This is a genomic window from Pseudoalteromonas sp. BSi20311, from assembly GCF_000239875.1.
Lineage (GTDB): Bacteria > Pseudomonadota > Gammaproteobacteria > Enterobacterales > Alteromonadaceae > Pseudoalteromonas.
In genome coordinates this window covers 22410-46645 of the sequence record NZ_BADU01000037.1, presented here as the reverse complement: position 1 = coordinate 46645, position 24236 = coordinate 22410, and the positions used below count along the sequence as shown (strand labels likewise).

General features: G+C 39.2%; 26 protein-coding genes and 2 pseudogenes. 12 read left to right on the top strand and 16 right to left on the bottom strand.

Going from position 1 to position 24236, the window contains the following annotated elements; genetic code table 11:
- From P20311_RS03495 to P20311_RS03485, 3 genes are all read left to right on the top strand, one after another.
- The coding region (locus P20311_RS03495; RefSeq protein WP_036984771.1) for a MerR family DNA-binding protein at window positions 1-203 on the top strand (203 nt) is incomplete at its 5' end.
- A 60-nt stretch (window positions 204-263) separates the two neighbouring features.
- A complete protein-coding gene (gene merC, locus P20311_RS03490; protein ID WP_008109712.1) occupies window positions 264-653 on the top strand; it encodes an organomercurial transporter MerC in 390 nt (129 codons plus the stop codon).
- Window positions 641-859, top strand: a complete 219-nt coding sequence (locus P20311_RS03485) for a GDCCVxC domain-containing (seleno)protein (RefSeq protein ID WP_008109710.1) — start codon at window positions 641-643, stop codon at window positions 857-859. Before merC ends, P20311_RS03485 begins: the two co-directional genes overlap by 13 nt.
- A gap of 22 nt (window positions 860-881) precedes the next feature.
- Here the strand turns inward: P20311_RS03485 and P20311_RS03480 are convergent, their stop codons facing one another.
- The 6 genes from P20311_RS03480 to P20311_RS19245 are packed head-to-tail and all read right to left on the bottom strand — an operon-like array spanning window position 882 to window position 6441.
- Window positions 882-1421, bottom strand: a complete 540-nt coding sequence (locus P20311_RS03480; protein WP_008109708.1) for a manganese efflux pump MntP family protein — start codon at window positions 1419-1421, stop codon at window positions 882-884.
- A gap of 51 nt (window positions 1422-1472) precedes the next feature.
- Window positions 1473-2204 (bottom strand): Qat anti-phage system TatD family nuclease QatD, encoded by a 732-nt coding sequence (qatD, locus tag P20311_RS03475; protein WP_008109706.1) that lies wholly within the window; start codon window positions 2202-2204, stop codon window positions 1473-1475.
- A complete protein-coding gene (gene qatC, locus P20311_RS03470; protein WP_008109704.1) occupies window positions 2201-3535 on the bottom strand; it encodes a Qat anti-phage system QueC-like protein QatC in 1335 nt (444 codons plus the stop codon). Before qatC ends, qatD begins: the two co-directional genes overlap by 4 nt.
- A complete protein-coding gene (locus P20311_RS03465) occupies window positions 3528-4415 on the bottom strand; it encodes a hypothetical protein (protein ID WP_008109702.1) in 888 nt (295 codons plus the stop codon). Before P20311_RS03465 ends, qatC begins: the two co-directional genes overlap by 8 nt.
- A gap of 1 nt (window position 4416) precedes the next feature.
- Window positions 4417-6177, bottom strand: a complete 1761-nt coding sequence (locus P20311_RS03460; protein WP_024596196.1) for a P-loop NTPase fold protein — start codon at window positions 6175-6177, stop codon at window positions 4417-4419.
- 18 nt (window positions 6178-6195) lie between these two features.
- Window positions 6196-6441, bottom strand: a complete 246-nt coding sequence (locus P20311_RS19245) for a helix-turn-helix domain-containing protein (protein ID WP_033103103.1) — start codon at window positions 6439-6441, stop codon at window positions 6196-6198.
- A 508-nt stretch (window positions 6442-6949) separates the two neighbouring features.
- On the opposite strand from P20311_RS19245, the gene P20311_RS03450 reads away from it, so the two are divergent.
- The 6 genes from P20311_RS03450 to P20311_RS03425 all read left to right on the top strand — a co-directional run bounded on the left by P20311_RS03450 (window position 6950) and on the right by P20311_RS03425 (window position 14443).
- Window positions 6950-7849 (top strand): cation transporter, encoded by a 900-nt coding sequence (locus P20311_RS03450; RefSeq protein WP_008109692.1) that lies wholly within the window; start codon window positions 6950-6952, stop codon window positions 7847-7849.
- Between the two features lie 99 nt (window positions 7850-7948).
- A complete protein-coding gene (locus P20311_RS03445) occupies window positions 7949-8593 on the top strand; it encodes a class I SAM-dependent methyltransferase (RefSeq protein WP_008109690.1) in 645 nt (214 codons plus the stop codon).
- Window positions 8594-8674: 81 nt separating this feature from the next.
- Window positions 8675-8971: a hypothetical protein gene (locus P20311_RS03440; protein WP_223230508.1), complete on the top strand. Its 297-nt coding sequence runs from the start codon at window positions 8675-8677 to the stop codon at window positions 8969-8971.
- 73 nt (window positions 8972-9044) lie between these two features.
- A complete protein-coding gene (locus P20311_RS03435) occupies window positions 9045-10337 on the top strand; it encodes a TolC family protein (RefSeq protein ID WP_008109686.1) in 1293 nt (430 codons plus the stop codon).
- A gap of 70 nt (window positions 10338-10407) precedes the next feature.
- Window positions 10408-11304, top strand: coding sequence for an efflux RND transporter periplasmic adaptor subunit (locus tag P20311_RS03430; protein ID WP_008109684.1), 897 nt, complete (start codon window positions 10408-10410; stop codon window positions 11302-11304).
- 10 nt (window positions 11305-11314) lie between these two features.
- Window positions 11315-14443 (top strand): efflux RND transporter permease subunit, encoded by a 3129-nt coding sequence (locus tag P20311_RS03425; RefSeq protein ID WP_008109682.1) that lies wholly within the window; start codon window positions 11315-11317, stop codon window positions 14441-14443.
- Window positions 14444-14526: 83 nt separating this feature from the next.
- On the opposite strand, the gene P20311_RS03420 is transcribed toward P20311_RS03425, so the two are convergent.
- Together P20311_RS03420 and P20311_RS03415 are read right to left on the bottom strand one after the other, a co-directional pair.
- The gene (locus P20311_RS03420; protein WP_008109680.1) at window positions 14527-15414 is read right to left on the bottom strand and encodes a cation diffusion facilitator family transporter; all 888 of its coding nucleotides are present in this window, start codon (window positions 15412-15414) and stop codon (window positions 14527-14529) included.
- A complete protein-coding gene (locus P20311_RS03415; protein WP_005245162.1) occupies window positions 15401-16132 on the bottom strand; it encodes a transglutaminase family protein in 732 nt (243 codons plus the stop codon). Before P20311_RS03415 ends, P20311_RS03420 begins: the two co-directional genes overlap by 14 nt.
- Window positions 16133-16211: 79 nt before the next feature.
- Here P20311_RS03415 and cadR point away from each other — a divergent pair, with 79 nt between their 5' ends.
- Complete coding sequence (gene cadR / locus P20311_RS03410) at window positions 16212-16601, top strand: Cd(II)/Pb(II)-responsive transcriptional regulator (RefSeq protein WP_008109677.1); 390 nt, start codon at window positions 16212-16214, stop codon at window positions 16599-16601.
- A gap of 526 nt (window positions 16602-17127) precedes the next feature.
- Here the strand turns inward: cadR and P20311_RS19240 are convergent.
- Window positions 17128-17490, bottom strand: a pseudogene (locus P20311_RS19240) (recombinase family protein).
- Between the two features lie 433 nt (window positions 17491-17923).
- On the opposite strand from P20311_RS19240, the gene P20311_RS03400 reads away from it, so the two are divergent.
- Together P20311_RS03400 and P20311_RS03395 are read left to right on the top strand one after the other, a co-directional pair.
- Window positions 17924-18445 (top strand): DUF305 domain-containing protein, encoded by a 522-nt coding sequence (locus P20311_RS03400; RefSeq protein ID WP_008109672.1) that lies wholly within the window; start codon window positions 17924-17926, stop codon window positions 18443-18445.
- A 1-nt stretch (window position 18446) separates the two neighbouring features.
- Window positions 18447-19178, top strand: coding sequence for a MauE/DoxX family redox-associated membrane protein (locus P20311_RS03395; RefSeq protein WP_008109669.1), 732 nt, complete (start codon window positions 18447-18449; stop codon window positions 19176-19178).
- 216 nt (window positions 19179-19394) lie between these two features.
- On the opposite strand, the gene P20311_RS03390 is transcribed toward P20311_RS03395, so the two are convergent.
- The 7 genes and pseudogenes from P20311_RS03390 to P20311_RS03360 form a co-directional block, all read right to left on the bottom strand.
- A complete protein-coding gene (locus P20311_RS03390; RefSeq protein WP_024602002.1) occupies window positions 19395-19745 on the bottom strand; it encodes a hypothetical protein in 351 nt (116 codons plus the stop codon).
- A gap of 50 nt (window positions 19746-19795) precedes the next feature.
- On the bottom strand, window positions 19796-20167 hold the full coding sequence (locus P20311_RS03385) for a hypothetical protein (protein WP_008109666.1): 372 nt from the start codon (window positions 20165-20167) through the stop codon (window positions 19796-19798).
- Between the two features lie 10 nt (window positions 20168-20177).
- Window positions 20178-20600 carry a hypothetical protein gene (locus P20311_RS03380; protein WP_008109664.1) on the bottom strand — a complete coding sequence of 141 codons (423 nt, stop codon included), beginning with the start codon at window positions 20598-20600 and terminating at the stop codon, window positions 20178-20180.
- Window positions 20584-21249 carry an isoprenylcysteine carboxylmethyltransferase family protein gene (locus P20311_RS03375; RefSeq protein WP_008109662.1) on the bottom strand — a complete coding sequence of 222 codons (666 nt, stop codon included), beginning with the start codon at window positions 21247-21249 and terminating at the stop codon, window positions 20584-20586. Before P20311_RS03375 ends, P20311_RS03380 begins: the two co-directional genes overlap by 17 nt.
- Window positions 21242-21577 (bottom strand): annotated as a pseudogene (locus P20311_RS03370) (DUF2933 domain-containing protein). Before P20311_RS03370 ends, P20311_RS03375 begins: the two are co-directional and overlap by 8 nt.
- 9 nt (window positions 21578-21586) lie before the next feature.
- On the bottom strand, window positions 21587-21940 hold the full coding sequence (locus P20311_RS03365) for a cupredoxin domain-containing protein (protein WP_004589267.1): 354 nt from the start codon (window positions 21938-21940) through the stop codon (window positions 21587-21589).
- An 11-nt stretch (window positions 21941-21951) separates the two neighbouring features.
- Entirely contained in the window at window positions 21952-24195 is a 2244-nt protein-coding gene (locus P20311_RS03360; protein ID WP_008109658.1) for a heavy metal translocating P-type ATPase, read from the bottom strand.
- Window positions 24196-24236 lie beyond the last annotated feature (41 nt).

The following is a 24236-nucleotide window of genomic DNA, read 5'->3' as shown; positions in this document are numbered from 1 at the left end:
ATACGCTGAAAGAAATTGAATCGCTTATGTCACTAAGTGACAGTTGCGCTGATATTGAGTCGATGGGGTTGCAAAAACTTAATCTCATTCGTAATAAAATTGCTGATTTACAGCGATTAGAGAAAGTAATTCAAGATATGACAGATTCTTGCAAGGCCAATCAAGACCCTCAATCCTGCCCGGTAATAAATTCACTTAAATAGCTATTGACCCCGTACTTATGTACGGAGTTTATACTACCTTAAAAATTGAGGTAGATAGTTATGATCAATAAAATTCTAGATAAAGTAGGTTCTGGTGGCGTTTGGCTAGCCGCCCTTAGCTGCACAGCATGTTTTCCTGCACTCGGCTCATTGGCATCTGCTCTTGGGTTAGGTTTTCTTTCACATTTTGAAGGGATAGCGGTGAACACCTTATTGCCATTATTTGCTTCACTAGCGTTGTTAGTTAATTTCTATAATTGGTATCAACATCGAGATTCATTGAGAGGCGTTTTAAGTGTCATTGGCCCAATTGCAGTATTGCTGACCCTTTATCCTTTATGGCAATACGACTGGAGCACTTACTTATTTTACTTTGGGATCATTTGGATGGTCGTAATGTCTATTTTAGATATTGTTAAGCCCATTAAGGAACCAGTATGCAAGGTATAGAACTAGAATCTAAAATCACTTGCCCTGAATGTGGATTTAGCAAAGTTGAAACCATGCCTACAAACGCTTGCCAATGGTATTACGAATGCGAAAGCTGTAAAGCACTACTTAAACCGTTAAAAGGTGATTGTTGCGTTTATTGCTCTTATGGAACAGTTAAGTGTCCTCCTATTCAAGAAGGCAATGCATGTTGCTCAGGTAAGTAGCCTAGTATTCGGTGGTTCTGTGTCAACCAAGTAATATCTTAAATGCGATTGCGATTAACACTAAACCACCAAATAGTTCAGCTTTAGATTCCAGCCATACGCCACTTCTTTCGCCGATATTCACACCAATCCAGCTAAAGGCAAACGTCGTGACGCCTATTATCAAGCAAGCTACGGCTATATCTACCTCAAGCAATGTGATTGCATAACCTGCCGCCATTGCATCAATACTGGTGGCAATAGCAAGAACAAATAGCACACGATGAGTAACATTAGCAATATCTTCTTCAATTCCTTCAGATTGGGACTCATAAATCATTTTGCCACCGATAAATACTAGCAAAATAAAAGCTATCCAAGGTGCATAATCTTCAATCCAAGATGATAAACCTTTACCGCTGTAATAGCCTAAAAGAGGCATAAAGCCTTGGAAAAAACCAAAATAAGCAGCGGCTTTAATAAAGAGCTTTTCAGCATTTACTACTTTTTTAGAACCTAAGCCTATGGATACTGCAAACGCGTCCATACTGAGTGCTATAGCTAATACAAATACTTCAAACAAACCGATTAAACCTGAATAAAATTGTTATAAGATTACGTGACGTATAATTAGTTACTTGACTGATGTTAAACACCTAAGATTTACTGACAATTTTTCTATTATCAAAGCCTTATTTTTACACCAAATTTCAGCCAGATATTCAGTAACAGTGCCAACACTTGAAGGAAACAGAATATTCCCCGCCACTTTGGCGAAAGGTCCATCAGTTTCGAGTAGAACTCTATCTTGAGGTATCCACGATATTACTTTTTTAGCTCTGGCTGAAGTTAGCATGGCTGGCCCAATAGAGAAGAAACAGCCTAGCTCGACGGCTTCTAGAACTTGCTTCTTAGTACCTAAAAACCAATGAAGAATAGAAGTACCAGCATTGGGATGTAACTTAAGTTGTTCAAGAACTTCACCAGTCGCGTTAAGACTATGGATAGTTAGTATTTTGTCATCAAAGCCTTCACATTTTTTTAGAATATGCGTGAAAACCTCTAATTGATCATCAAAGTAATCAGCGTAACCTTTTGAGCCATCCAGTCCAATTTCTCCAATATATCTAGTTCTATCAACTAGCTTATCGAATAGTGCTAATTCATTTTTTCTTAGATGAGCAAGTTGAGGGTGAAGCCCCAAGGCCGTCTTACAGTGTTTTATGCCACTTGTTAACTGGACAGTACCTTCAAAAGCTGAAGGCACCGTAGTTACTGATAGCACGTAATAATTACTGCTTTTTATGTCGTTCAATACCTCTTGATGATCTGGATATAAATCAACGTGGCAATGAAGATCCATCATGACGATTTATCCGCTTGGAGAAATAATTCAACCTCTGCCAATCCTCGCTTAATAGTTGATTCTAATTTTTCTCGTATATCTTTTTCTTGTGGTATTGGCCCTGAACTTCGAAGCCAAGAACGATAGTTATCGGATTGTTTCAATCTAATAATGGCAGTTTGAACCGCTTGGAGATCATCGCGAGTATCTTTTTCTTTGATAAGATCTCTCAACCGCTTTGTCTTGTATGGCGCATCTTGTGTAAAACCAGCATGAAAAACTGACGCTCTTCGAATAAGGCAAGGTACACAATGCCCACACTGTTTATGTTCTCTGTGCCAATGACTGCATGAAACACTTAGGGGAACTGCTTTTCTAATTGCGTCTTGATCAACACATTCCGCTAACATTTCACCTTTAGTTTTGAATTGATAGGGGTTTACAAATTTGACATGAAACCCAGTGTCTCTAAGCAAAGATTCAAGCCTGCTTAGAAAATTAGGATGAGTAGTTCTAGTGCTATGGCTACCAATCCGTCTTCTGGTAAGCGGCGGATTTATAGAAATATAGCCATTCTCTGGGACGACAATAGTTTCAATACTGCTATCGCAATTAGCATTTCTTAAGGCTGATATACCAAGTACCGCCATAGCTAGGAAGTTAAAGCTTCTTCCCCTCATACTAATGTCAGTTTTACCTTCTAAGTGCTTAATAATATGGGGAGACATTGAATAGGACAATTCGCCGAATGGCGGGGATAATAATTGCTTAATGTCTTCTTGCTTAGCGCCATCACCACGATAAGCGTGACTAACCAAGAGAGGCTTTAAATCTGATTCTCCGTTCAAAATATCAATTGCACCAACTGCGCTATCAAGACCACCAGAAAAAAGGCAAACAGAGTTGAGTCCAATTAATGATTTTGCTTTTGCTTTCGCTTGCTCACTTGTTTTAGGAGTCGGCATCGGCATAGTTGTTTTTTCAAAAGTAAACAGCCATTGATCGCCTGTAAGAAAGTTGAGCAAAGAACTCAGTTCAGGTTCTACAAAATTCCACATATCCTCATCAGTTACAGGAACATGCAAATGCATTTTTCTAGCCCATGCATTTTCTGCATTATCCCTTAATTCAAATGTATCAGCAGCGGTAACGGCGGTAGCAATTGTTATCAGATCTATTGAATCAGCATCTACATTCAATCCTAAATCACGAACTGTTTGTAGTAGTTGTTTTGACACCAAGCTGTGCTTAGTGATGTCATTTTGATGCGTATGAAACATTTGGACAGGATGACAATCATCAGAAAAGTCAGGCAAGTTAGCAGGGTCATGGTTAAAGTAAAAATTAGTCATTAAAGCTCTCCCATTCATCAACCGTCATAGCAATAGCATCGGCTTGAATTTTAGTAATATTTTCTTTGCTAATAGTACTGGGGTTGCCATTAGTTACTTTGTCTAACTGCTCTTGTGTAATCACTTTTATTAGTTCCCTTAATTCAACTTCCATTTGATGATGCTTGCTTGCTGGCTCAACATGAAACCAAGCTCTGCCCATGCCTTCAACCACATCCTGAAAAATAAGGTCTGTTAAATAACAGCCTATGGCTTCTTGGATAACTTCGTCAGTAAAACTGTTTGGGTCAAATTCTTCTGTATCGGGGAGTGCTTCTTCTAGTGCGTAATCCAACGCAACTCTTACAGCATCCGAATCGGCATTATCAGGCGCTAAATGGCTAGCAATTTTGTCGATTGCTTGATCAGTCGATAGCCCAGTTAGATCACCTAATGATAAGCTTTGATTATTAACCGTTACGGTGTCGCCACGCATGACACCAAGCAATCCAGAACCAGCAGTTATGCCGCTTGATAGTCTCCTGCTTGTGCTTTTACCTCCGCCAGAGCCTTTTCTAGAGTAACTTTTTAATGAACGCCTTAGATCTGAGGTTGAGCCACCTGTTTGCGCATATTTACCAAATGCTCTTCTGGCACTGGCAAACCTATTTGGAGGCGGTGTTGCTGTAGGTGAACCACCGATTTCTTGTTGAACCTTGTCATTGTCAATATCATTGCTATTGTCATTCTGATCATCAGCTTGATTATTATCAGAGCCAGCTTGCTCATCCCCATCAGTACCTGATGCAGGTTCTATTGTGACAGGATCTCCTTGCTCTGCCCAAGATGGAATAAGTGGACTCTTATTATTTGGTCCTGTTGACGATGCGGACGTACCCATATTACTTAGTTCCCTCTAGTTCTTTTAAAATTGGATTAAGCCATCTTTGGCGGGGCAAGCTTTTTAAAAATGTAAGAAGACTTAAGCTACATTTATCATCCTGCTTGGCAAGTAACACAGCCCCATAAATGCCTGTTGGTCTTTCGGTCCAATCACCAATCAACTTAAAGTTTTCAATCAAACCATCCATGACTGACATGTATTCTTCCTTCGGAGTTGTGGTAATCGCAGTAGAGTTAACGCCACTGACCCTTACCTTTTGCTTCATTAATTCTTCTACGAGTTTTTGAGCGGCTCCAGACATTACCGAATTAACAGCCCCCATTGGAATGCTTTCTCTGCTCAGATATGCCGCTGGTGTCAAATCCATTTCAGTGAACATGGGAGGTAATTTCGACCATTTATCAATAAAAGCTAGGTCGAGTTTCCACTCTTCAGGTAAATTAATTTCGTCAAATTCGACTTCTGAATTTTCAAGATCCGCTAATACTTTTGGATATCCGTTTTCCTTATCAATTAATTCATAAAGCTTGTTGGTAGCCTGAGTGCCTAAGCACCTCTCAAAAATTACCAGCTTAGTGATAGTTTTTTCATCAAGCTGCATTCCTCTGCGATGAGCGGTTTTCTTTCTCATCTTAACCTGATTGAGTAATCGCTTAACTATGCGAGGGTTGCCGTTAATGTTTGTGGATTCAGCTAATAGTGGAGCTAACTGTTCAGCAACCACAAATTTACTTCTGAGTTCGGAATGCTTTTCAATCTCGTGATCTTGAAGTAGCTCGTCAACGGTAATTTGTGGTTGTTTCCACGACAGCCTTAATGACTCTTCAAGGGCACATCTTATCGTTTCTAATTGCGCATCGGTAACGCCGTGATCTTGAGCAGTAAGCATCATTAAATATGCCCTTATCTCCAGAACGCCGGGTCTTGGTACATGCACAGGAATTTGAATAAGCTTGTCTAAATAATCAGTTTGATGTCGTTGAGATGCACCTTTGTGATACTCAGGCACTGCCAAGCGGATCATGTCCTCATCGGCGGCAATAACAAATGCAGTATTGGGTAAAAATAGAAATAACCTGATCGCCTCAAGGGTCGAAATAGCATTAAATGGAGAGCAGCGATCTAAATTATCGACATAGACAATAAGTGGCTTATCAAACTCCTTTAACAGATCAGAATATGCTTTTCGGAATTCTTTAATTTCTTTAGGAGGTGAAAATGATTTATTATCTTTGATCAAACCTTTGTTTTTCTTCGCGACATCCTTAGCGCCATCGACAGCACCTTTTACATCATCAACATCCAGTTCACCATCGTCACCACCACTGAATAGTCCCATGATCTTCTGTATACCACCCATAGTTGGTATACCAGCTAATGCTGCACCACCATCCATTAGCAATCCCATCAGTCTGATCTTATCTATTCGTCCAGCAAACTCTTTTGCTTTTGCACTGAGATTTTTATCGTCTGCTGCTTTTTTAACTAAAGTAGATGCAATTGTTTCTAGTAACGCCGCTTTAGCGTCATCATACCCTTGGAAAGTCCATGCATCGAAATGTACTTGGATATATTCTTGTTCATCACTTTCCAGAGAAGCCTTAGTAAGTTCAAGAATCGTCGATTTTCCAGCGCCCCAATCACCAAAAACGCCTATACTAATAGGCATTAACTCCTTTTCTGTTATAAGATCTTTTATTGACTCAGCCGTTTCATTAAAATTTAAGAAATCAATTTTTGATTCTTTATCAGACCACATAACGTCTCCTTTTATTTATTATTTCTTTTGTTCCATTCTTTCAATAGTTCGGTGAACCGTGGGGCGGCTAACAGAATATTTCTTCGCTAATGCAGAGATCGATTCACCATTTAATTTATCTTTATATAATTCTTTCGCTTGTTTGTCTGATAAAGCAGGCAATCTGCCCATGTGTTTGCCTTTAGCTTTAGCCTCTTCACGACCTTCTGTGGTTCTGGCTTTTATAAGATCCCGCTCAAGTTGAGCGAATATGTGGCTACGCATAATGTTTGAGATTATTTCTCATCAAGCCAGATTGGGTGAGTACTAGGAAATCTTCGTCAGATTTGAGCCTGAAGCAGTCGTAAACGATGGTACAAAATTACTTCAGCTAAAATTCACTTTGATACGAAACCGGACATTAGGCTTAGCGTATCTCATGACAAGTGTTCCAACAATATAGTCGTTGCTCTTACTTTTAAATTTAAATCTTGTTTTAGATCCTCTGTACAATTAGTAACACACCAACGCGACTTTAATGTGGAATTAGGATCATCGGTTAATTTATTCTATCTAGATAGCTCTTCTATTTTTTATCTTTGATAAACATCGGTATAAAACGGGCAGTCCAAATAATGTTAGCAGTGTTTGCTGTCACTACCCCCCAACAATTATTTTCTTGGAATAGCTATTTGAGTTACTTCCCAAACTTTTCATATTGAATAATTTTTATTTGACTCTATAGCCACTATAGATTTTATACTTATTTTAATATTATTACGGAATGTTAAATATGTCAGAAAAATGTAGTGGTCAGTGTCAATCATCTTCTACCAATGAAGATGTAAAAATTGATACACAATTAGATAACTATAGTGGCGCGTTTGTCAGTACATTTAAAGTACCTCAAATGGACTGTCCTTCAGAAGAGAGATTGATTAGGTTAGCACTTGACTCAATTGAGCCTTCAGTTGGGTTGCAATTTGATATTCCTAGCCGTTTAGTCAAGGTTTTTCATGATGAAAATTTAGATGAGATAACAAAAAAATTACAACAACTCAATCTCGGTGCAGAGTTGGCATCAACTAAAGAAAGTTGCAGCACCGAAGCTGCAAAAGCAAAAGATCTAGCCCAAAAAAATGAGATGAAAGAAGCATCAACCCTAAAATGGTTGTTAGCCATTAATGGAGTCATGTTTTTTATAGAAGTAATTGCTGGGTTGATTGCACAGTCTGCTGGCCTAATTGCAGACTCATTAGATATGTTTGCTGATGCTGCTGTGTATGGTTTGGCTATTTATTCGGTAGGTAAAAGTATCAGCATGAAACTTAGAGCGGCACATATATCTGGTGTGCTTCAAGTTATTCTAGCGCTAAGTGCTTTGAGCGAAGTCGTAAGACGCTTTGTTTACGGTAGTGAACCGATCTCTTCTTTAATGATGATATTTGGTGGAATAGCACTAATCGCTAACATTGCTTGTCTATTTTTAATATTTGGTAATAAAGAAGACGGCGCTCATATGAAAGCAAGCTGGATTTTTTCCGCAAATGACGTTATTGCAAATGTTGGGGTAATCTTAGCTGGCTTTTTAGTTACAGTAACAAGCAGCCGTTATCCAGATTTAGTGATTGGTTTGATTATTGCTGTTGTAGTTTTAAACGGTGCTCGCCGTATCTTACAGCTAAAGTATTAAACAAATTCATCATGGCTATTTATTTAAATTTTAAAACCATTAATAGCATCTTTATAGCTAGTTTAAGTCTGCTTCAAACGGCTAAAGGGAAATGAAGTTATGAAAAACAATGCCTACATTCCGCCATTACGATTTCATTGGTTAACTAATTTTTATGACAGCCTCGTTGCTATCACCACGAGAGAAGCATTTTTTAAAAAACTGATTGTAGATAAAGTTGCCAACGTCAAAGGAAACAACCTACTTGATGTTGGATGTGGAACCGGAACGCTAACAAAATTAATAGCTGAAAAATCACCTAAATATACCGTAATAGGCTTAGATGCAGACCAAACCGCTTTAGATATTTCACAGAAAAAAGTTATAGGCAAGGATCTTAATATTTCTTTTAGACAGGGCTTTGGACAAGAAATGCCTTTTAGTGATAATTCCTTTGATATCGTAGTTTCAAGTTTGTTTTTTCATCACTTAAGCCGTTCAACTAAGCGTGCGACATTAACTGAAATTCGTCGGGTACTTAAACCGGGTGGCATTTTATTAATTGCTGACTGGGGAAAGCCGACTTCAATATTTCAACGGATATTGTTCTTTGTCGTTCAGTTATTAGATGGTTTTGAAACTACAAAAGATAATGTAGATGGAGTCCTTCCTTCTTTAGAGGTTGAATCAGGGTTTACTCATGTTTCAGATTTAAACATAGTCCCAACGACTTTGGGAACTATCAGACTGATTGAAGCGAACTAGATAACAATGAACCTAATGCGTCCGTCATATTTTAAACCATATATATCATACGTGATAATGATTTTAATCGCGGTGCAATCTGTGTTTTTTTCGCTAGAAGAGCTTGAAGTAAACTTAATTGAAAGTTCTTTTAATACATCACTAACTGAGTCTATTACCCCGCTAGAATCTCCAGAAACCTCCAATTTATTTGAGGTGAGTAATAGCCAAACTTTAATTGATAATTGTAATTTTTGTTGCTGTTGTCACTTATTTTTAAATGCAGATTATTCTTGTAATATTTTACAAAAAATAGAATATTTCCTTACCTACGCCTTAGTTTCTCCTGAGCTAAAAGGCTATATGTCGGTGCCATTCCGCCCACCTAAATACGCCTAAATTTTATAGAAAATTAAGAAAGGTCAAATGTTAATGACCTAAATATCACATATAAATTTATAGGAAAGTATACATGGCACTTAATACCTGTGAGCATCGCAAGATAGCAATTTTGAGGTGTGTAACACCTCAGCTTAAATATATCGCGTTTCTCGCGTTGTCACTTTTTACATTTAATGTTTATGCCTTTGAAAAGCAGTTAAATCTTCAAGAGGCAATTCAGTGGACGCTTAAACAAAATCCTGAACTCAAAATATTTGATTTCAAACAAACCGCATTAACAGGACAAGAACAAACAGCAAGTTTAAATCCCGCTTATGAACTAGAAGTTGAAGCTGAGAACTTTGCAGGCTCAGGTGAATTTAATGCATTCGACAGTGCTGAATTAACAGTCGCTCTATCTTCGGTTATCGAAATGGGAGATAAACGCTCAGCGCGGATTGGACTTGTTTCAAAATCAAGAGCACTACTCAATGCTGAGAAAGAAGTCTCTGCGCTTAATTTAATGGCTCAAGTCACTGAGAAGTACGTGGAAGTACTTGCAGCCCAACAAAGAGTGATATTGGCAGATAATGCATTGAGCTTAGCACAAGAAACGTTAGAGATTGTATCTCAGCGTAACCGCGCAGGTGCTACTCCTGAGGCTGAAGTGAAACGTTCAAAAGCAGTTATTGCTCAGGCTAACCTCACCCTTCAATCTGAACAAAAGCGCTTGGAATATCTAAAGCTTTCTTTATCAGCTTACTGGGGAGAAACATCAGTGTCATTCTCTAGAGTAACTGGAGATCTGTTTCAGTTTGGCAATGATAGTGATTTTAGTAGTCTCTTTGCGAAATTAGAGAAAAACCCTGCTATTCAAGTTTATGCAAGTGAGCAGCGACTAAAAGAGGCCGAATTACAGTTGGCTAAAACAGAGTCAACGGCCAATATCAAATGGTCTGTTGGTGTTAGGCGCTCTCAAGAAGCCAATGATACGGCACTGGTCGCTGGCTTTAGCTTACCTTTGTTTGCTGAAAAGCGAAATTCTGGTGCAATCGCTAGTGCGCTAGCAGAGCGTGACCAAGTTGCCATAGAGAAAGAGGCGACTAAGTTGAGGTTTAGAAATCACTTACTACGAGCATACTCCAATAGAAAACAAGCCATATTAACAGCTAATTCATTAAAGCAGTCGGTTATCCCAATGCTTGAAGATGCACTGGAAGATACTCAAGACGCCTATCAAAAAGGTCGATATGGATATCTTGATTATGTATCGGCTAGACAAGAGCTGTTAAATGCTCGGCGAACCCTCATTGATGCGGCATCTGCTGCCCTAATTTATGGCGCAGAGATAGAAAAACTAACAAACGAAGCGCTGTCACTCTAAATAAACATCACTTTAAGTTTAATAACAATTTATTGATTCAGTTATTAACTGAATCGTTTAGGAATTCAAAATGAAAAACTATTTACTCGCACTATTGATTTTTATTGGGTATCTATCACCCATTCAAAGTGTTATCGCTAGTGAAGATGAACATGAAGGCGAAGAAGGCATTAGCAAAATAAACAATAACATGGCAAAAAGGCTTGGTGTTGAAACAGCCTATTTAGCTTCAAAAACGTTGAACCAAACTATCCCTGTATACGGCGCTACGACGATAGGCGCTGAACAATTATTTCAAGTTGGCGCTAGATATAACGGCGTTATAAAGACAATTAACTCCACTGTTGGTGATAAGGTAAAAAAAGGAGATCTATTAGCCGTTATTGAATCTAATGAAAGCTTAAATACCTATAAAATAACATCCCCTGTTTCTGGGACTGTTTTACAGCGAAATGGAAATATTGGCGGTATCACGCAAAACACTAGCTTGTTTGAAATCGTCAATTTTGACACCTTGTGGGCTGAATTTAAGGTGTTTACCAGCCAATATAATCAAATCAAAGTCGGTCAACCTGTTGATATTGAGCATGGTGAACAGGCATTCAACTCAACCATCACCAATATAATTCCAGCTAAAGATCAGTCTTATGTTTTAGCACGTGTACGTTTAAATAACACTGAGCTAAACCTAACCTCAGGCCAATTATTAATGGGCAGCGTAAAGATAAACCGATTTGAGGTGGATTTAGCCGTCGAGAAAGTTGCGATACAAGAACTGGGAGGACAATTTGGTGTCTTTGTAAAAGAAGATGAAGAGTACGAGTTTGCGCCACTTGTGCTCGGACGTTCAGACAAAAACTATATCGAGGTCATTGATGGCCTCAGTAAAGACGCTGAATATGTAAACAAAAACAGTTATCTGATAAAAGCGGATATTTTGAAATCTGAAGTAGAAGACGACGATTAGGAGACGCAATATGATTGAATCAATTTTGCGTCTTGCAATAAATAGACGCTATTTAGTATTAAGTCTGCTGATGGTAATCATCGGCGTTGGCATGTGGAGTTATCAAAAACTTCCCATTGATGCTGTTCCAGATATAACAAACGTGCAGGTACAAATAAACACTTCTGCCCCCGGTTATTCACCTTTGGAAGCGGAACAAAGGGTGACCTTTCCTGTAGAAACCGCCTTAGCCGGATTGCCAAAGCTGTCTCACACCCGCTCCCTGTCAAGATATGGATTATCTCAAGTAACCGTTATCTTTGAAGAGGGAACCGATATTTATTTTGCTCGCAACTTAATCAATGCAAGATTAGCTGCGATAAAAGGCGTTATTCCCTCTGGCTTAGAGCCAGAAATGGGTCCTATTTCGACAGGGCTTGGCGAAATATTTATGTATACCGTACAAGCTTCTCCTGACGCTAAAATGCCTAATGGAGAGCCTTATACCGCTATTGCCTTAAGAGAAATACAAGACTGGATCATTAAACCGCAATTGGCTCAAGTTAAAGGCGTCATTGAGGTCAACAGTATCGGCGGCTACAACAAGCAATATCACATAACGCCTAAACCCGAAAAATTACTTTTTCATCAGGTAACCTTTGAAGAAATATCTGATGCATTACGTAAAAACAATGACAACCGTGGCGCAGGTTATATCGAACAAAACGGACAGCAAGTTTTAGTACGCTCCATTGGGCAACTAGCGACAATAGATGAGATCCTCAATGTCATCATCAAAAAGAACGATGGTATTCCTGTAAAAATAAGTGATGTTGCCAATGTTGCTATAGGCAAAGAACTTAGAACAGGGGCTGCTACTCGTAATGGCATTGAGACGGTGCTTGGTACAACCATGATGCTGATTGGTGAGAATTCTCGCACCGTTGCTTTAGAAGTGGAACATAAGCTCAGCGAAATACAAAAATCTCTGCCAAAGGGCATTACCGCAGAGCCTGTTTACGACAGAACAACGTTAGTAGATAAAGCGATTGCAACCGTTACCAAAAACCTCGTTGAAGGTGCGCTTTTAGTTATTGTTGTGTTATTTATTCTACTTGGAAATTTACGTGCAGCTCTCATTACCGCTGCTGTTATCCCTATTTCCATGTTAATGACAATCACAGGTATGGTGCAAGCAGGAGTATCTGCCAATTTAATGAGTCTCGGCGCATTGGACTTTGGCTTGATAGTGGACGGGGCTGTAATCATCGTTGAAAACTCTGTCCGTAGGTTAGCACAGGCCCAACACAACGGTCATAGGCAAGACTTAAGAGAACGCCTAAATACCGTTTTTGAAGCCACTTCAGAAGTGATACGTCCAAGCTTGTTTGGTGTGGCAATTATCACTGTTGTTTACATCCCCATTTTCACGCTAACTGGCGTTGAAGGGAAAATGTTCCACCCTATGGCGGCAACTGTCGTTATGGCGTTAATTTCCGCAATGATCCTTTCAGTTACAATAGTTCCTGCTGCTGTAGCTGTGTTTATGAAAGGTAAAATCAGCGAAAAAGAAAGTGTAGTTATTCGTTCAACCAAGTCTATTTATGAACCATTGTTAAAAATGGCGATGAAATTTCGTTGGATTATTGTTTCATTCTCAACGCTGTTAATGGGGTATAGCCTTTGGTTAGCAACTACGCTTGGGACAGAATTTGTTCCTCAATTAAATGAAGGTGATATTGCACTACAGGCATTAAGAATTCCATCGACTGGCCTAGAGCAATCAGTAGAAATGCAAGAAGTACTTGAGCAACGTATTAAAGCGTTTCCTGAAGTTGATAAAGTATTCTCGCGCATCGGCACACCAGAAGTAGCAACTGACCCAATGCCACCGAGTATTGCTGATATCTTTGTTATTTTAAAACCACGTAAAGATTGGGCCGAACCTTCAAAGCCAAAGAGTGAATTAGTTGAAGAAATGGAAGAGGTACTGAAAAACATTCCGGGCAACAACTATGAATTCACTCAGCCTATTCAAATGCGTTTCAATGAATTGATTTCTGGCGTTAGAGCTGATGTCGGCATCAAAATATTTGGTGATGATTTGGATCGGTTATTACTCACCGCAAAAGATATTCTAAATATAGTGAAAACCGTGGACGGTGCTGCTGATGCCCGAATGGAACAGGTCACAGGTGTTCCATCTTTATCAGTAATTCCTAAACGAGAAGCGCTTGGTAGGTATGGTTTGAGCGTTACCGAACTGCAAGACTGGGTTGCTACTGCAATTGGCGGTGAATCTGCGGGGATCATTTATGAAGGAGACAGACGATTTGAGTTAGTTGTTCGTCTACCGGAGCAAATAAGAACGGATATCGATAGCTTGAAGCATCTGCCGCTTCCACTTGAGAATGGTAACTATGTGCCACTTGAAGAAGTTGCAGAGCTTAAATCTGAGTCTTTACCTGCTCAAATTAGCCGTGAGAGAGGTAAAAGAAGAGTTGTGGTTACCGTCAATGTTCGTGGTAGAGATTTAGGCGGTTTTGTCAAAGAAGTGAAAGCTAAAATTAATCAGGAAGGAGAAATTCCAGCAGGATACTGGCTTGATTATGGCGGAACCTTTGAACAGCTAGAGTCAGCGAGTAAAAGATTAAGCTTAGTTGTGCCGATCACACTAATTGTTATCTTAGGTATTTTGGTTATTGCATTTGGTTCATTAAAAGATGCATTGATCATTTTCAGTGGTGTACCGTTAGCATTAACTGGGGGCGTAATTTCTCTTTATTTAAGAGACATGCCTTTATCTATTTCGGCAGGTGTCGGCTTCATAGCATTGTCAGGTGTTGCCGTATTAAATGGCTTGGTTATGTTGGCTTTTATTCGAGATCTTTGGCATGAAAAAGGCGACCTTTACGTAGCGATCATTGAAGGTGCCATCATTCGTTTAAGACCTATTTTAATGACGGCACTGGTCGCAAGTTTAGGTTTTATTCCAATGGCGTTAAACACTGGAATTGGTGCAGAAGTGCAACGACCACTAGCAACAGTTGTTATCGGCGGTATTGTATCTTCTACAATTTTAACTTTGTTTGTATTGCCTATTTTATATCAATGGGCGCATGGCGCTGAGAGTAGTAAACAGCAATCTGACGAAATTTAAAAACAAAAAAGCAGCTTAATTACTAGGTTATGCCTAATTAAGCTGCTTTTTATATTGTATGCCCAACATTTTATTGATAAAGCTTACTGCGCTTCATCCCGACAATTTTCATTTAAAAACTCAAACTCTATCGTTGTATGCGATAAATGATAGGAAGATAATTTAGCTGCAACTTCTTGTTTAAGCCTAATTAATTCTTTAACGTCAAAGTTGTCACTCAGCTCAAGGTGCGCTGTTAAAACGTGACTTTCACCATCTAGTGACCAAAAGTGCATGTGGTGGATACCATTAACTTCAGGAAATTCCATTAGTGATAGTTTAATACGCTTTTGAGTCTCTTTATCGGGTGCAGCTTGAAGAAATAAAACGAGTGTTGATTTCAGGTTTTTGAAAACATTAAACAAGATGAACAGCGTGAACCCTATTGATAAAAGGGGATCTAATATCGGCAGTTCAGCGAACAACAGTACGATAGAGACTATAAGAACGGCAACCCATCCAAGTACATCTTCAAGAAGGTGCCATGTCAGCACTTTCTCATTTAATGTTTCACCCGCTTTTAATTTTAATACAGCATATCCGTTAACGGCAACGCCGAGTATCGCTAGCCCTAACATCCCCTCGACTACAGGCATTTCAGGATTGGACAGCCTTGGAATTGCTTCAAATAAAATCCAAATTGAGCCAATGATTAAAACAATACTGTTTATCAATGCGCCAAAGAGAGTAAGTCTACGATAACCATAACTAAACCTATCTGATGCTTCTTTATTTGAAAAACGACTCAATAACCAAGCAAACCCTATAGACAGGCTATCACCCAAATCATGAACTGCATCTGCCATTATCGCCGTACTGTTAGTGAGCCAACCACCTATAAATTCGATAATAGTGAATGTCACATTAAGGAAAAATGCCCAACCAATACGGTCATCTTTACCATGTTGATGACTATGATTATGGTTGTGCATTTTGTACCTCTAGTACTTTTCTATTTCTTAGTTTTGATACATTCATATTAATCAAGTGACGTATCAAGCGTTGATATATCCAGCGTTTGAACCCCGACAAGTTAGTCCCTTTTTCGAGATAGAACTCATCAGGGGAATCATAAAGCCCAAAGTCATCATGAATACCTTCTTTTTGAATATAGGTATTTTCTCCACGCCAATCTGTATCTGGTGATGAAAAGCACTTTGTTGCAACACCATAACCACAAAAATCATCTTTTACTTGGTCAAATTTCTCCTGTAGAGAGCTTAAGTATTGCTCATCCAATATAAAGCCCTCTAAGTTTATCCAACGCCCTTCAAAGTAAACTTCTACCCAACTATGAATGATGTATTTAGGTGCTAACCAAAATACATAGCTTGGGATAGCACCTTTTTGTAGTTGCTGGTCTATGGTAAACCCATGAAATCGGCATTGAATGCCTAGTCCACGCAATAGTGCCATTAACAGATTACCCTTAGTATTACATTGTCCATAACCATCTGCTAGCACATCGCTTGCTGCAATATCATCGCTTTCATTATAACCAAAGAAAATCTCATCTTTTACAAACTGATAAGCGGCACCAATTTTGTTGAAGTTATCCAAGTTTTTCCACCTACGTTGATCGATCAAGGATTGGATATCTTTGTGTTCAAAATTAACGATATTCGTATTGTTTAAATATTTCTCAGTCATTTTTTATATATCCTTTTCGTTGCATACTTATACTATAGACTCTATAGTAACTATAGAGTCAAATGTCTGGGGGAAATTGATGAAAATAGGCGAATTGTCTAAAAAATCGGGCTGTTCAATACAAACGATTAGATATTATGAAAGAGAAGGATTACTGTTAAATCCAAACCGTTCAGAAGGTAATTTCAGGCTGTATGATAGTAAAGCACTTAAACAATTGGAGTTCGTAAAACATTGTCGCAGCCTAGATATATCACTCAATGATATTAAACGTCTTATCGAATTAAAAAATAAGCCAGAAGAAAGCTGCTCTAGCGTTAATGCATTAATTGATCAGCAACTTGCACTAGTGAATAAACGCATGAAAGAATTAAGGGCGCTTAAAGCTGAATTACAACAGATGGCTAGTGCTTGTGGTTCGAACAATACTATTGAAGCATGCGGGATCATTAAGTCACTAGATAGTTAACTCTGTTAGAGGCATACGGGCAGAATATAGAACATTAATCGACTATTGCATGTCCTAAATGTGGACAGATAAAAACGGAAGAAATGCTGACAAATTCATGTCAGCGGTATCACAAGTATGAGTCACACAAGGTTTTGCCAAACTATTGAATGGTGACTGGTGTGTTTACTTCTCATATGGAACAGCAAAATTCCGCCAATTCTAGAACGACAAAATTAGTTGCAGCCGTTAATGCACTAGAGTGTTTAAATTGAAGTTTATTATTGACTCTTCAACGTCTGCTTTACACTCTGAATTTTCGTTAATAACTCAAAAGCTAACTTCCGCTTTTGGCTAAGTGAAGTCATAAGGTATTCATTGATGCTAATGTCCGCAATGTCGGAGGAGCTGCCGTTAGCAAATAGCATCAAATTATCGTAATATAACTGATTGAGTCTCAGATATTATGATTAAAAAATCATACTTTCATAAAAAGAGAGATTGGCGGCATCCCTTTAAAACCTTTCAGTCTAAAATGAGATCAATCTCAATCATTATGCACAGTCACAAATACTCCACATAGGTTGATCATGGCAGTGGCAAACGGATTATCATTTTTGGTATTGAGAGAGCCGTCGATAATATTCAAACAAGCACCTTTCTTATGGATGCTTTCAATTGCCTCAAGAATAGATTTTAACGACCGTCCCAAACGGTCGAGGCGAGTAACAATAACTTCATCACCTTCCCTGATAAAGTCGATGAGTTCCTAAAGCTTTTCTTCATTTCGAATCGAAGCACCAGACTGTTTGCCTTGGAATATTTTTTCACAGCCCTGAGCGTCCAACTTGGACAGTTGAACATTTAAATCTTGTTCTTTAGTTGAAACTCTTGCAAAACCAACTTTCATATATACGAAACCTGTAACTTTCGCACACCTTAACAATTAAATGAACGAAAGTATATTAAATAAATTTCGTACATGAACGTAATAAAAAATAGAAATTCGTACACTACGGATAGAAAATGAATGACAATTCTAACTATAAAGTGACTTAATTATTTCACACGCTTCACTTGTACACGAGCTTGCCATTTGTTGAAGCTCAGCTTGTAGTGCTTTGAGTTCTCCCATTAGATTGTTAACTAAAGCCAATTTAGCCTGTGTCTATCATAAGTTCAAAACTTAAACTTTAGATATAAGCTGAAATTGAGTCAATCGTATTACAAATACTCTTATTGATACTGGCTCATTACTTGCACTTTTTCGAGAACATGACCACATGTAGAGAATAATAGGCTAACAGTGGGAAATATTTACACTATCAATGTAAGGATTACTTATGAAATACTCAAGATTTGCTGCAATGATCATCACCTCAACCATTGCTATGTTTGTCATGATGTATCTCAACACTTACGCAGTATCACATATATGGTTTAGTGAAACGCGTATCTATATGGCGTTGTATATGGGAGCAGGTATGGCAATGATCATGCTGGCCTTTATGCTTGGCATGTACAGTAACAAGAAGCTCAACATGGCTATTTTTCTATTGGCGACAATACTGTTTGCCATATGTCTTTATCTTGTTCGCTCTCAAAGCACAATTTCTGACACTGCTTACATGAAAGCGATGATTCCTCATCACTCCATTGCTATTCTTACTAGTGAGCATTCAACTTTGGAGGATGTACGCGTGCGTGAATTGGCAAATGGTATTATTAAAGCCCAACGAAAAGAAATAAAAGAAATGGAATGGCTGATTAAAGATATTTCTGAAAATGGAAAGGTCAGCTCACAAGCTCAGGCTGAGCAACGACCGCTCCCAAAGTTTGAAGGCACACTGAACAAAGGAGACTAAGATGACTAAGACAGCTACCCTGTACAGAATGGTCACTGACGAACATATCTGCCCCTATGGTTTAAGGTCGAAAGATTTGCTGGAGAGGCAAGGGTATGATGTAGAAGATCATAAGCTCACGTCAAGACAACAAGCTGATGACTTCAAAGCTAAGCATGATGTCAAAACTACGCCACAAACCTTTATTGAAGGAAAGCGTGTCGGAGGATACGATGACTTAAGAGAGTATTTTGGTAAAGATGAAGCAGGTCAAACTGGCACAACCTACACGCCCGTTGTAGCCATTTTCTCGATAGCTGCACTTCTTGCTGTCGCATCTCAACATTTTGCTTCCGGCTCATTTATCTCCATCAGAACACTGATGCTATTTATAGCTTTTTCAATGACGCTCTTAGCGGTGCAAAAACTGAAAGACCTATACAGTTTCACAAATTCGTTTATTACTTATGATTTACTAGCGATGAGATGGATAAGATATGGTTATATTTATCCCTTCATTGAAGCATATGCAGGTATTGGTATGGTTGCCCAACTACAGCCTCTCGCAGTGGCACCATTTTCATTGTTTATCGGCACAGTTGGAGCAATTTCAGTTTTCAAAGCCGTTTACATCGACAAACGCCAGTTAAAGTGTGCCTGTGTAGGCGGCGATAGCAGTGTGCCACTTGGATTTGTATCGCTATCTGAAAACTTATTTATGATCGCGGGAGCATTGATTATGCTGCTGATGTAAAGGTATAGCTCTATTCGGCGGCCCCTTAACTGTTAAGATTAGACCTAGGATGCCAGCCCATACCTTTCTAATTCATATGTAACATTTTTTCTGTCGTACTGGCATCAAGATAACCAGAACTGAGCAAGCAATCTCAAAGGTTGTACAAAATAACACTAAAGTTTTTTCATTAAGTTTTATTGTTGTGCTCTTGTGGTGGCTTTCGCCACCACTTTATTAGTTTTCAAGTTCCACCATATCTTTCGCTGCAATGTCACCAGACACTAGCTTTACAGTTGCGAAATGATCATTCACAATTTTAGTAATTTGTACCGTTCCTACCTTTTCGATAGTGTAGGGATCTTCACCTTCACTCAATACTATTCTTTCATGGAATCTAATAACACTGTATTTTTGCCCAACCTCTGCGCCATGCTTAGCACCAATACAGATTAGAGTTCGATTATCAGAACTTTCTACTACCTGACCTCTCACCATGTATTTATGATAAAAAGTGGTATTGGAACAACCCACTAAATATAAACCGAATGTAAGCAATAAAAGAGCTTTTATATAGGGTGTTTTCATCACTGTTACCTCATTTGACTAACTAATTATCTATACACTTTTTTATGAATTCATTTGTTTTTCCGGCCAGCCCCCGAAGGTGCTTGATGACAACTCCAAGGCTTATGAACAGAGTTATCTTTGATGTTCTGATCAACAAATTTATAGTAACTTTCTTTAGTATGTGTCCACCAATCATTATGAACATCTGCGCCATACTTACGGATTACCTCCTCAATCCCATCAAGGCTTACGTTTGCGGCATCATAGGCAAGGTGTATTTCACCTTCTTTGATGTTGTAACTAACTTCATCTATACCAAAAAGCTGATCTATTTCTTTTACTAACTCGTCACAGCTTTCTTCTGTGACATTGCTAAGCTTTAGATTTCGAACAACTAAATTCTGCTCTCTAACGCCAACTCTATGATTTAAATCGCTCATAATTTTTCTCCTAATGTTTGTGTGAATGCTGTTGATTGCTATCTTTAATTTCTTCCATTTTCCGGTTCATCTGCGGCATCATGTTTTCCATCATTTCCAGATGATGTTCAGCCATTGCAATTTGTTTATGTATAGGTTTGTCTTCCATATCTCGATGCATGATCTGCATAATTTTCATCATTGAACGTCTATGTTTATGCATCATTCTTTTTTGCTTTTCAGGATCTTGTTCAGATTTAATTGCTAAAACTTCTTTTTTCATTTCCATCATCTTTTTATGCATTTTTTCCATATTTTCATGCGACATTGCCATGCCTTGATGCATATCAGCTTTGTTCGCACCTTCATGTTTATGCTCATTGTTTTGGGCAAATGAGCTAGTGGTTATCAGTAGTGAACTAATAAATAAAATTGATTTAGTTAACGTTTTCATGATTTTTACCTTCTACACTTTTATTAAAATTTGGGATCCAACTTGGTGTCGATTCCATATACCTGTGGTACTCCGAACCAAACTCAGCAATCGCTTGTGCTTCTTCGCGTTTCGCTAGCTTGACGTAAACAACGACTAAGATCGGAAACATCGCAAGTGTTGGGATTGTCGGCCACTGCAATAAAAAGCCGAACATGATTAGAATGAAAGCTACATACTGTGGGTGGCGACACCTTGCATACCATCCAGTTGTAGCCAATTGATGATGTTTTTGCGCGTGATGCAATACATTCCATGCTGAAGACAACATAAAGAAACCTGCAACAATAAACACCATACTCACTATATGAAATGGGTCCCAATGGGCATCACCTTGAAATCCAAAGAAAGTATGTAATAAATGCCCATTCTCATGCGCAAAGAAATTTACTTCTGGATAGGTCTCCGTCAGCCACCCCGACAGAAAATAGATAGTTAAAGGAAAGCCATACATTTCAGTAAATAGGGCAACAATAAAGGCAGAGAACACGCTTAGACTTCTCCAATCAGTTGATGTTTTTGGTTTGACAAAACTAAAGGCAAAAAAGATAAAAATTGCTGAGTTCAGTATCACCATTGACCATAAGCCATAATCATATGTTTCATTCATCACTGCTCTCCTTTTTATGTGATTCCTTACGTGCCTTTTCTAACCCTTGTATGTAGCCATCGTGATAGGCTGCATTTTTATCCGTGAGTTCTTAAGAGCTCTCTTCCTTTTTTTCATCAGGCGCATGTGAATGATCGTGACCATGTTTACCATGACTGCCATGCATAAATACGTGCATCAAGGGGCATAGCAATAAAATCAAGTAGGGAAGAAATTGCAGCATATGTTGACCATGCTCAAGCACTAAGAAGTAGGTCACTGCGGCAATAAGTGCCAGTGCAGCCCAGCCTGTAGGTGTTGACCAAAAATTAGGGTGTTGATTTTTCATATTGCCCTCCTAAACGACTTTTAAGACACCGCGATACATTTGCATCTGACAGTGAAACTCATGCTCTCCCGGTGATAAGTTCAATAGGGTAATTTGAGTAATTTCATTTAATTTAAGCTGTTCGCTTATATCCAATGAAGGAATAAGCATTGTTTCAGCGCAGGGGGATTGATCTTTGCGCATAAACTTCAGAGTGACAGGTTGGCTAGCAGACACCTGAATTGAGGATGGGGAATACACACCATCCCTCACTTCAATGAGTACTTCATTACCTTGAACGATTGTTTTATTGGGTTTATATAGCCAAAACCACCAAACAATCAGCGCGATTAACATTAAGCCTAATAAGTTAATAACCATCATTGTGATTCTCCTTAATGCTCTTTTGCTTTAAAAAAGCGAAGTCGATTTGCATTTGACACTACAGTCAATGACGAAAACGCCATTGCAGCACCTGCAATTACAGGGCTAAGCAGAATGCCAAAGAAGGGATATAGAACCCCCGCAGCAAAAGGAATCCCGGCTACGTTATAGACAAACGCGCCAAACAAGTTTTGTTTGATATTTCGTAAAGTAGCTTTGCTTACCGCTATGGCATCAGCAAGGCCATGAAGTGAACCACGCATTAGGGTAATGTCAGCACTTTCGATAGCTACATCAGTCCCTGTGCCTATGGCGAAGCCAACATCGGCTAACGCTAGCGCAGGAGCATCGTTGATGCCATCTCCTGTCATACCAACAATTTCGCCGCCTTCTTGTAGCTCTTTCACCTTGTTGGCTTTATCTTCTGGCAGCACTTCAGCAAGAAACTCACTAATACCCACTTTTTTAGCTACGGCGGCAGCGGTTTCCTTGTTATCACCCGTTAACATGATGACGCGTATACCATTAGCCTGAAGCCGTTTGATAGCAGAGATTGAGTCTGACTTGATAGGATCTGCAACAGCAATGATTGCTGCAAGTTCACCATCTACAGCAAAGTACATAGGTGTTTTGGCTTCTTTGGCTAAAGACTGTGCTTGTTCAACAAAGCCTGTGAGGTCTATGCCTTTTAACTTCATTAGTTTATCGTTTCCGAAAAGCAGGGCTTTGTTGTTGCAGCTTGCTTCTACACCAAAACCCGTAATGGCGTTAAAGGCTTCAATTTTTAGTAACTCAATATCCTGATCTAACGCACTTTCAACAATCGCTTGCGCTAAAGGATGCTCTGAGCCGCTTTCTAAACTTGCTGCAAGCTGTAGTACGTCTTTTTCGTCAGTAGCTTTTGCTAAAATAATATCGGTTACCTTAGGTGCCCCTTCAGTAATAGTGCCCGTTTTATCTAAAATCATGGCAGTGATTTTAGAGGCGGTTTGCAGTGCCTCACCGTTGCGAATAAGCACTCCGGCTTCTGCTGCTTTTCCTACTCCCACCATGACAGACATGGGTGTTGCCAAACCTAAAGCACACGGGCAGGCAATAATAAGCACAGTAGTTGCTGAAACGATGGCAAAAGCAATGGCTGGCTCAGGTCCAAAGTTAAGCCATGCTAGCGCACTTAACACAGAGGTGATCATCACGACAGGTACGAAAAAAGCTGAAATAACATCGGCCAAACGGCCAATCGGCGGTTTTGAATTTTGTGCTCGTTTCACCATATTGATGATCTGTGCAAGCGCCGTGTCTTTACCAACGCGTGTGGCTCTAAATAAAATCATGCCTGATTTGTTCAAAGTACCTGCGACAACCTCATCTTCTTCAGCTTTTTCAGCAGGCATAGGTTCGCCTGTCAGCATGGACTCATCAATAGAGGTGTGTCCTTCCAATACCACGCCATCGACGGGAATTTTTTCACCCGGTTTTACCTTCACAATATCGTTAAATAAAACCTGCTCAATACCTATCTGAACTTCTTTGTTGTCACGAACCACGGTTGCTGTTTTGGCTTGCAAGCCGATAAGACGTTTAATGGCCTCAGAGGTTTTACCTCTGGCTTTGATTTCTAATGCTAAACCTAAATCAATTAAGCCAATGATCATGGCGGTAGCTTCAAAATAAACATGCCGTGCCATCAATGGAACAGCGTCAGGTGCAAACACGACAACCATCGAATACAACCAAGCCGTGCCTGTTCCTAAAGCAATTAGGGTGTCCATATTGGCTGAATGATTTTTGAAGCTCTTCCATGCTCCTACATAGAAATGCTTGCCTGAAAAATACATAACACCAAAAGTTAAAATGCCTACAACCAACCAAGAAATTCGTTCAAGGTTTGTTTCAACCGTCATTTCTCCAACTACAATGCTGTAGATCATCAAAGGAACGCCGAGTGAAAGGGCAATAAACGTATCGCGCATTAGCTTTTTGTAATATGCAAAATCCGCCGCCTCTTTCTCATCAAGCGCATCTGTTGCTGAGCTATCATCAATTGGCTTCGCGTTATACCCCACAGACTCAACAGCTTTGACCAATTCTTCTGTCTTAGCTGTCCCAGAAACTGTTACAGTCCTATCAGCAAAATTCATTTCCGCACTGACGACTCCAAGAGTTGCATTTAATGCCCCTTCAATTTTGCCTACACAGCTAGCACACCCAGCGCCTTCAATGATAAGCTGTTGGTTATGTGATACTTTCTCCAACGTATTCTCCTTACTTTTACACGAAGAGGATTGAGCTTTTG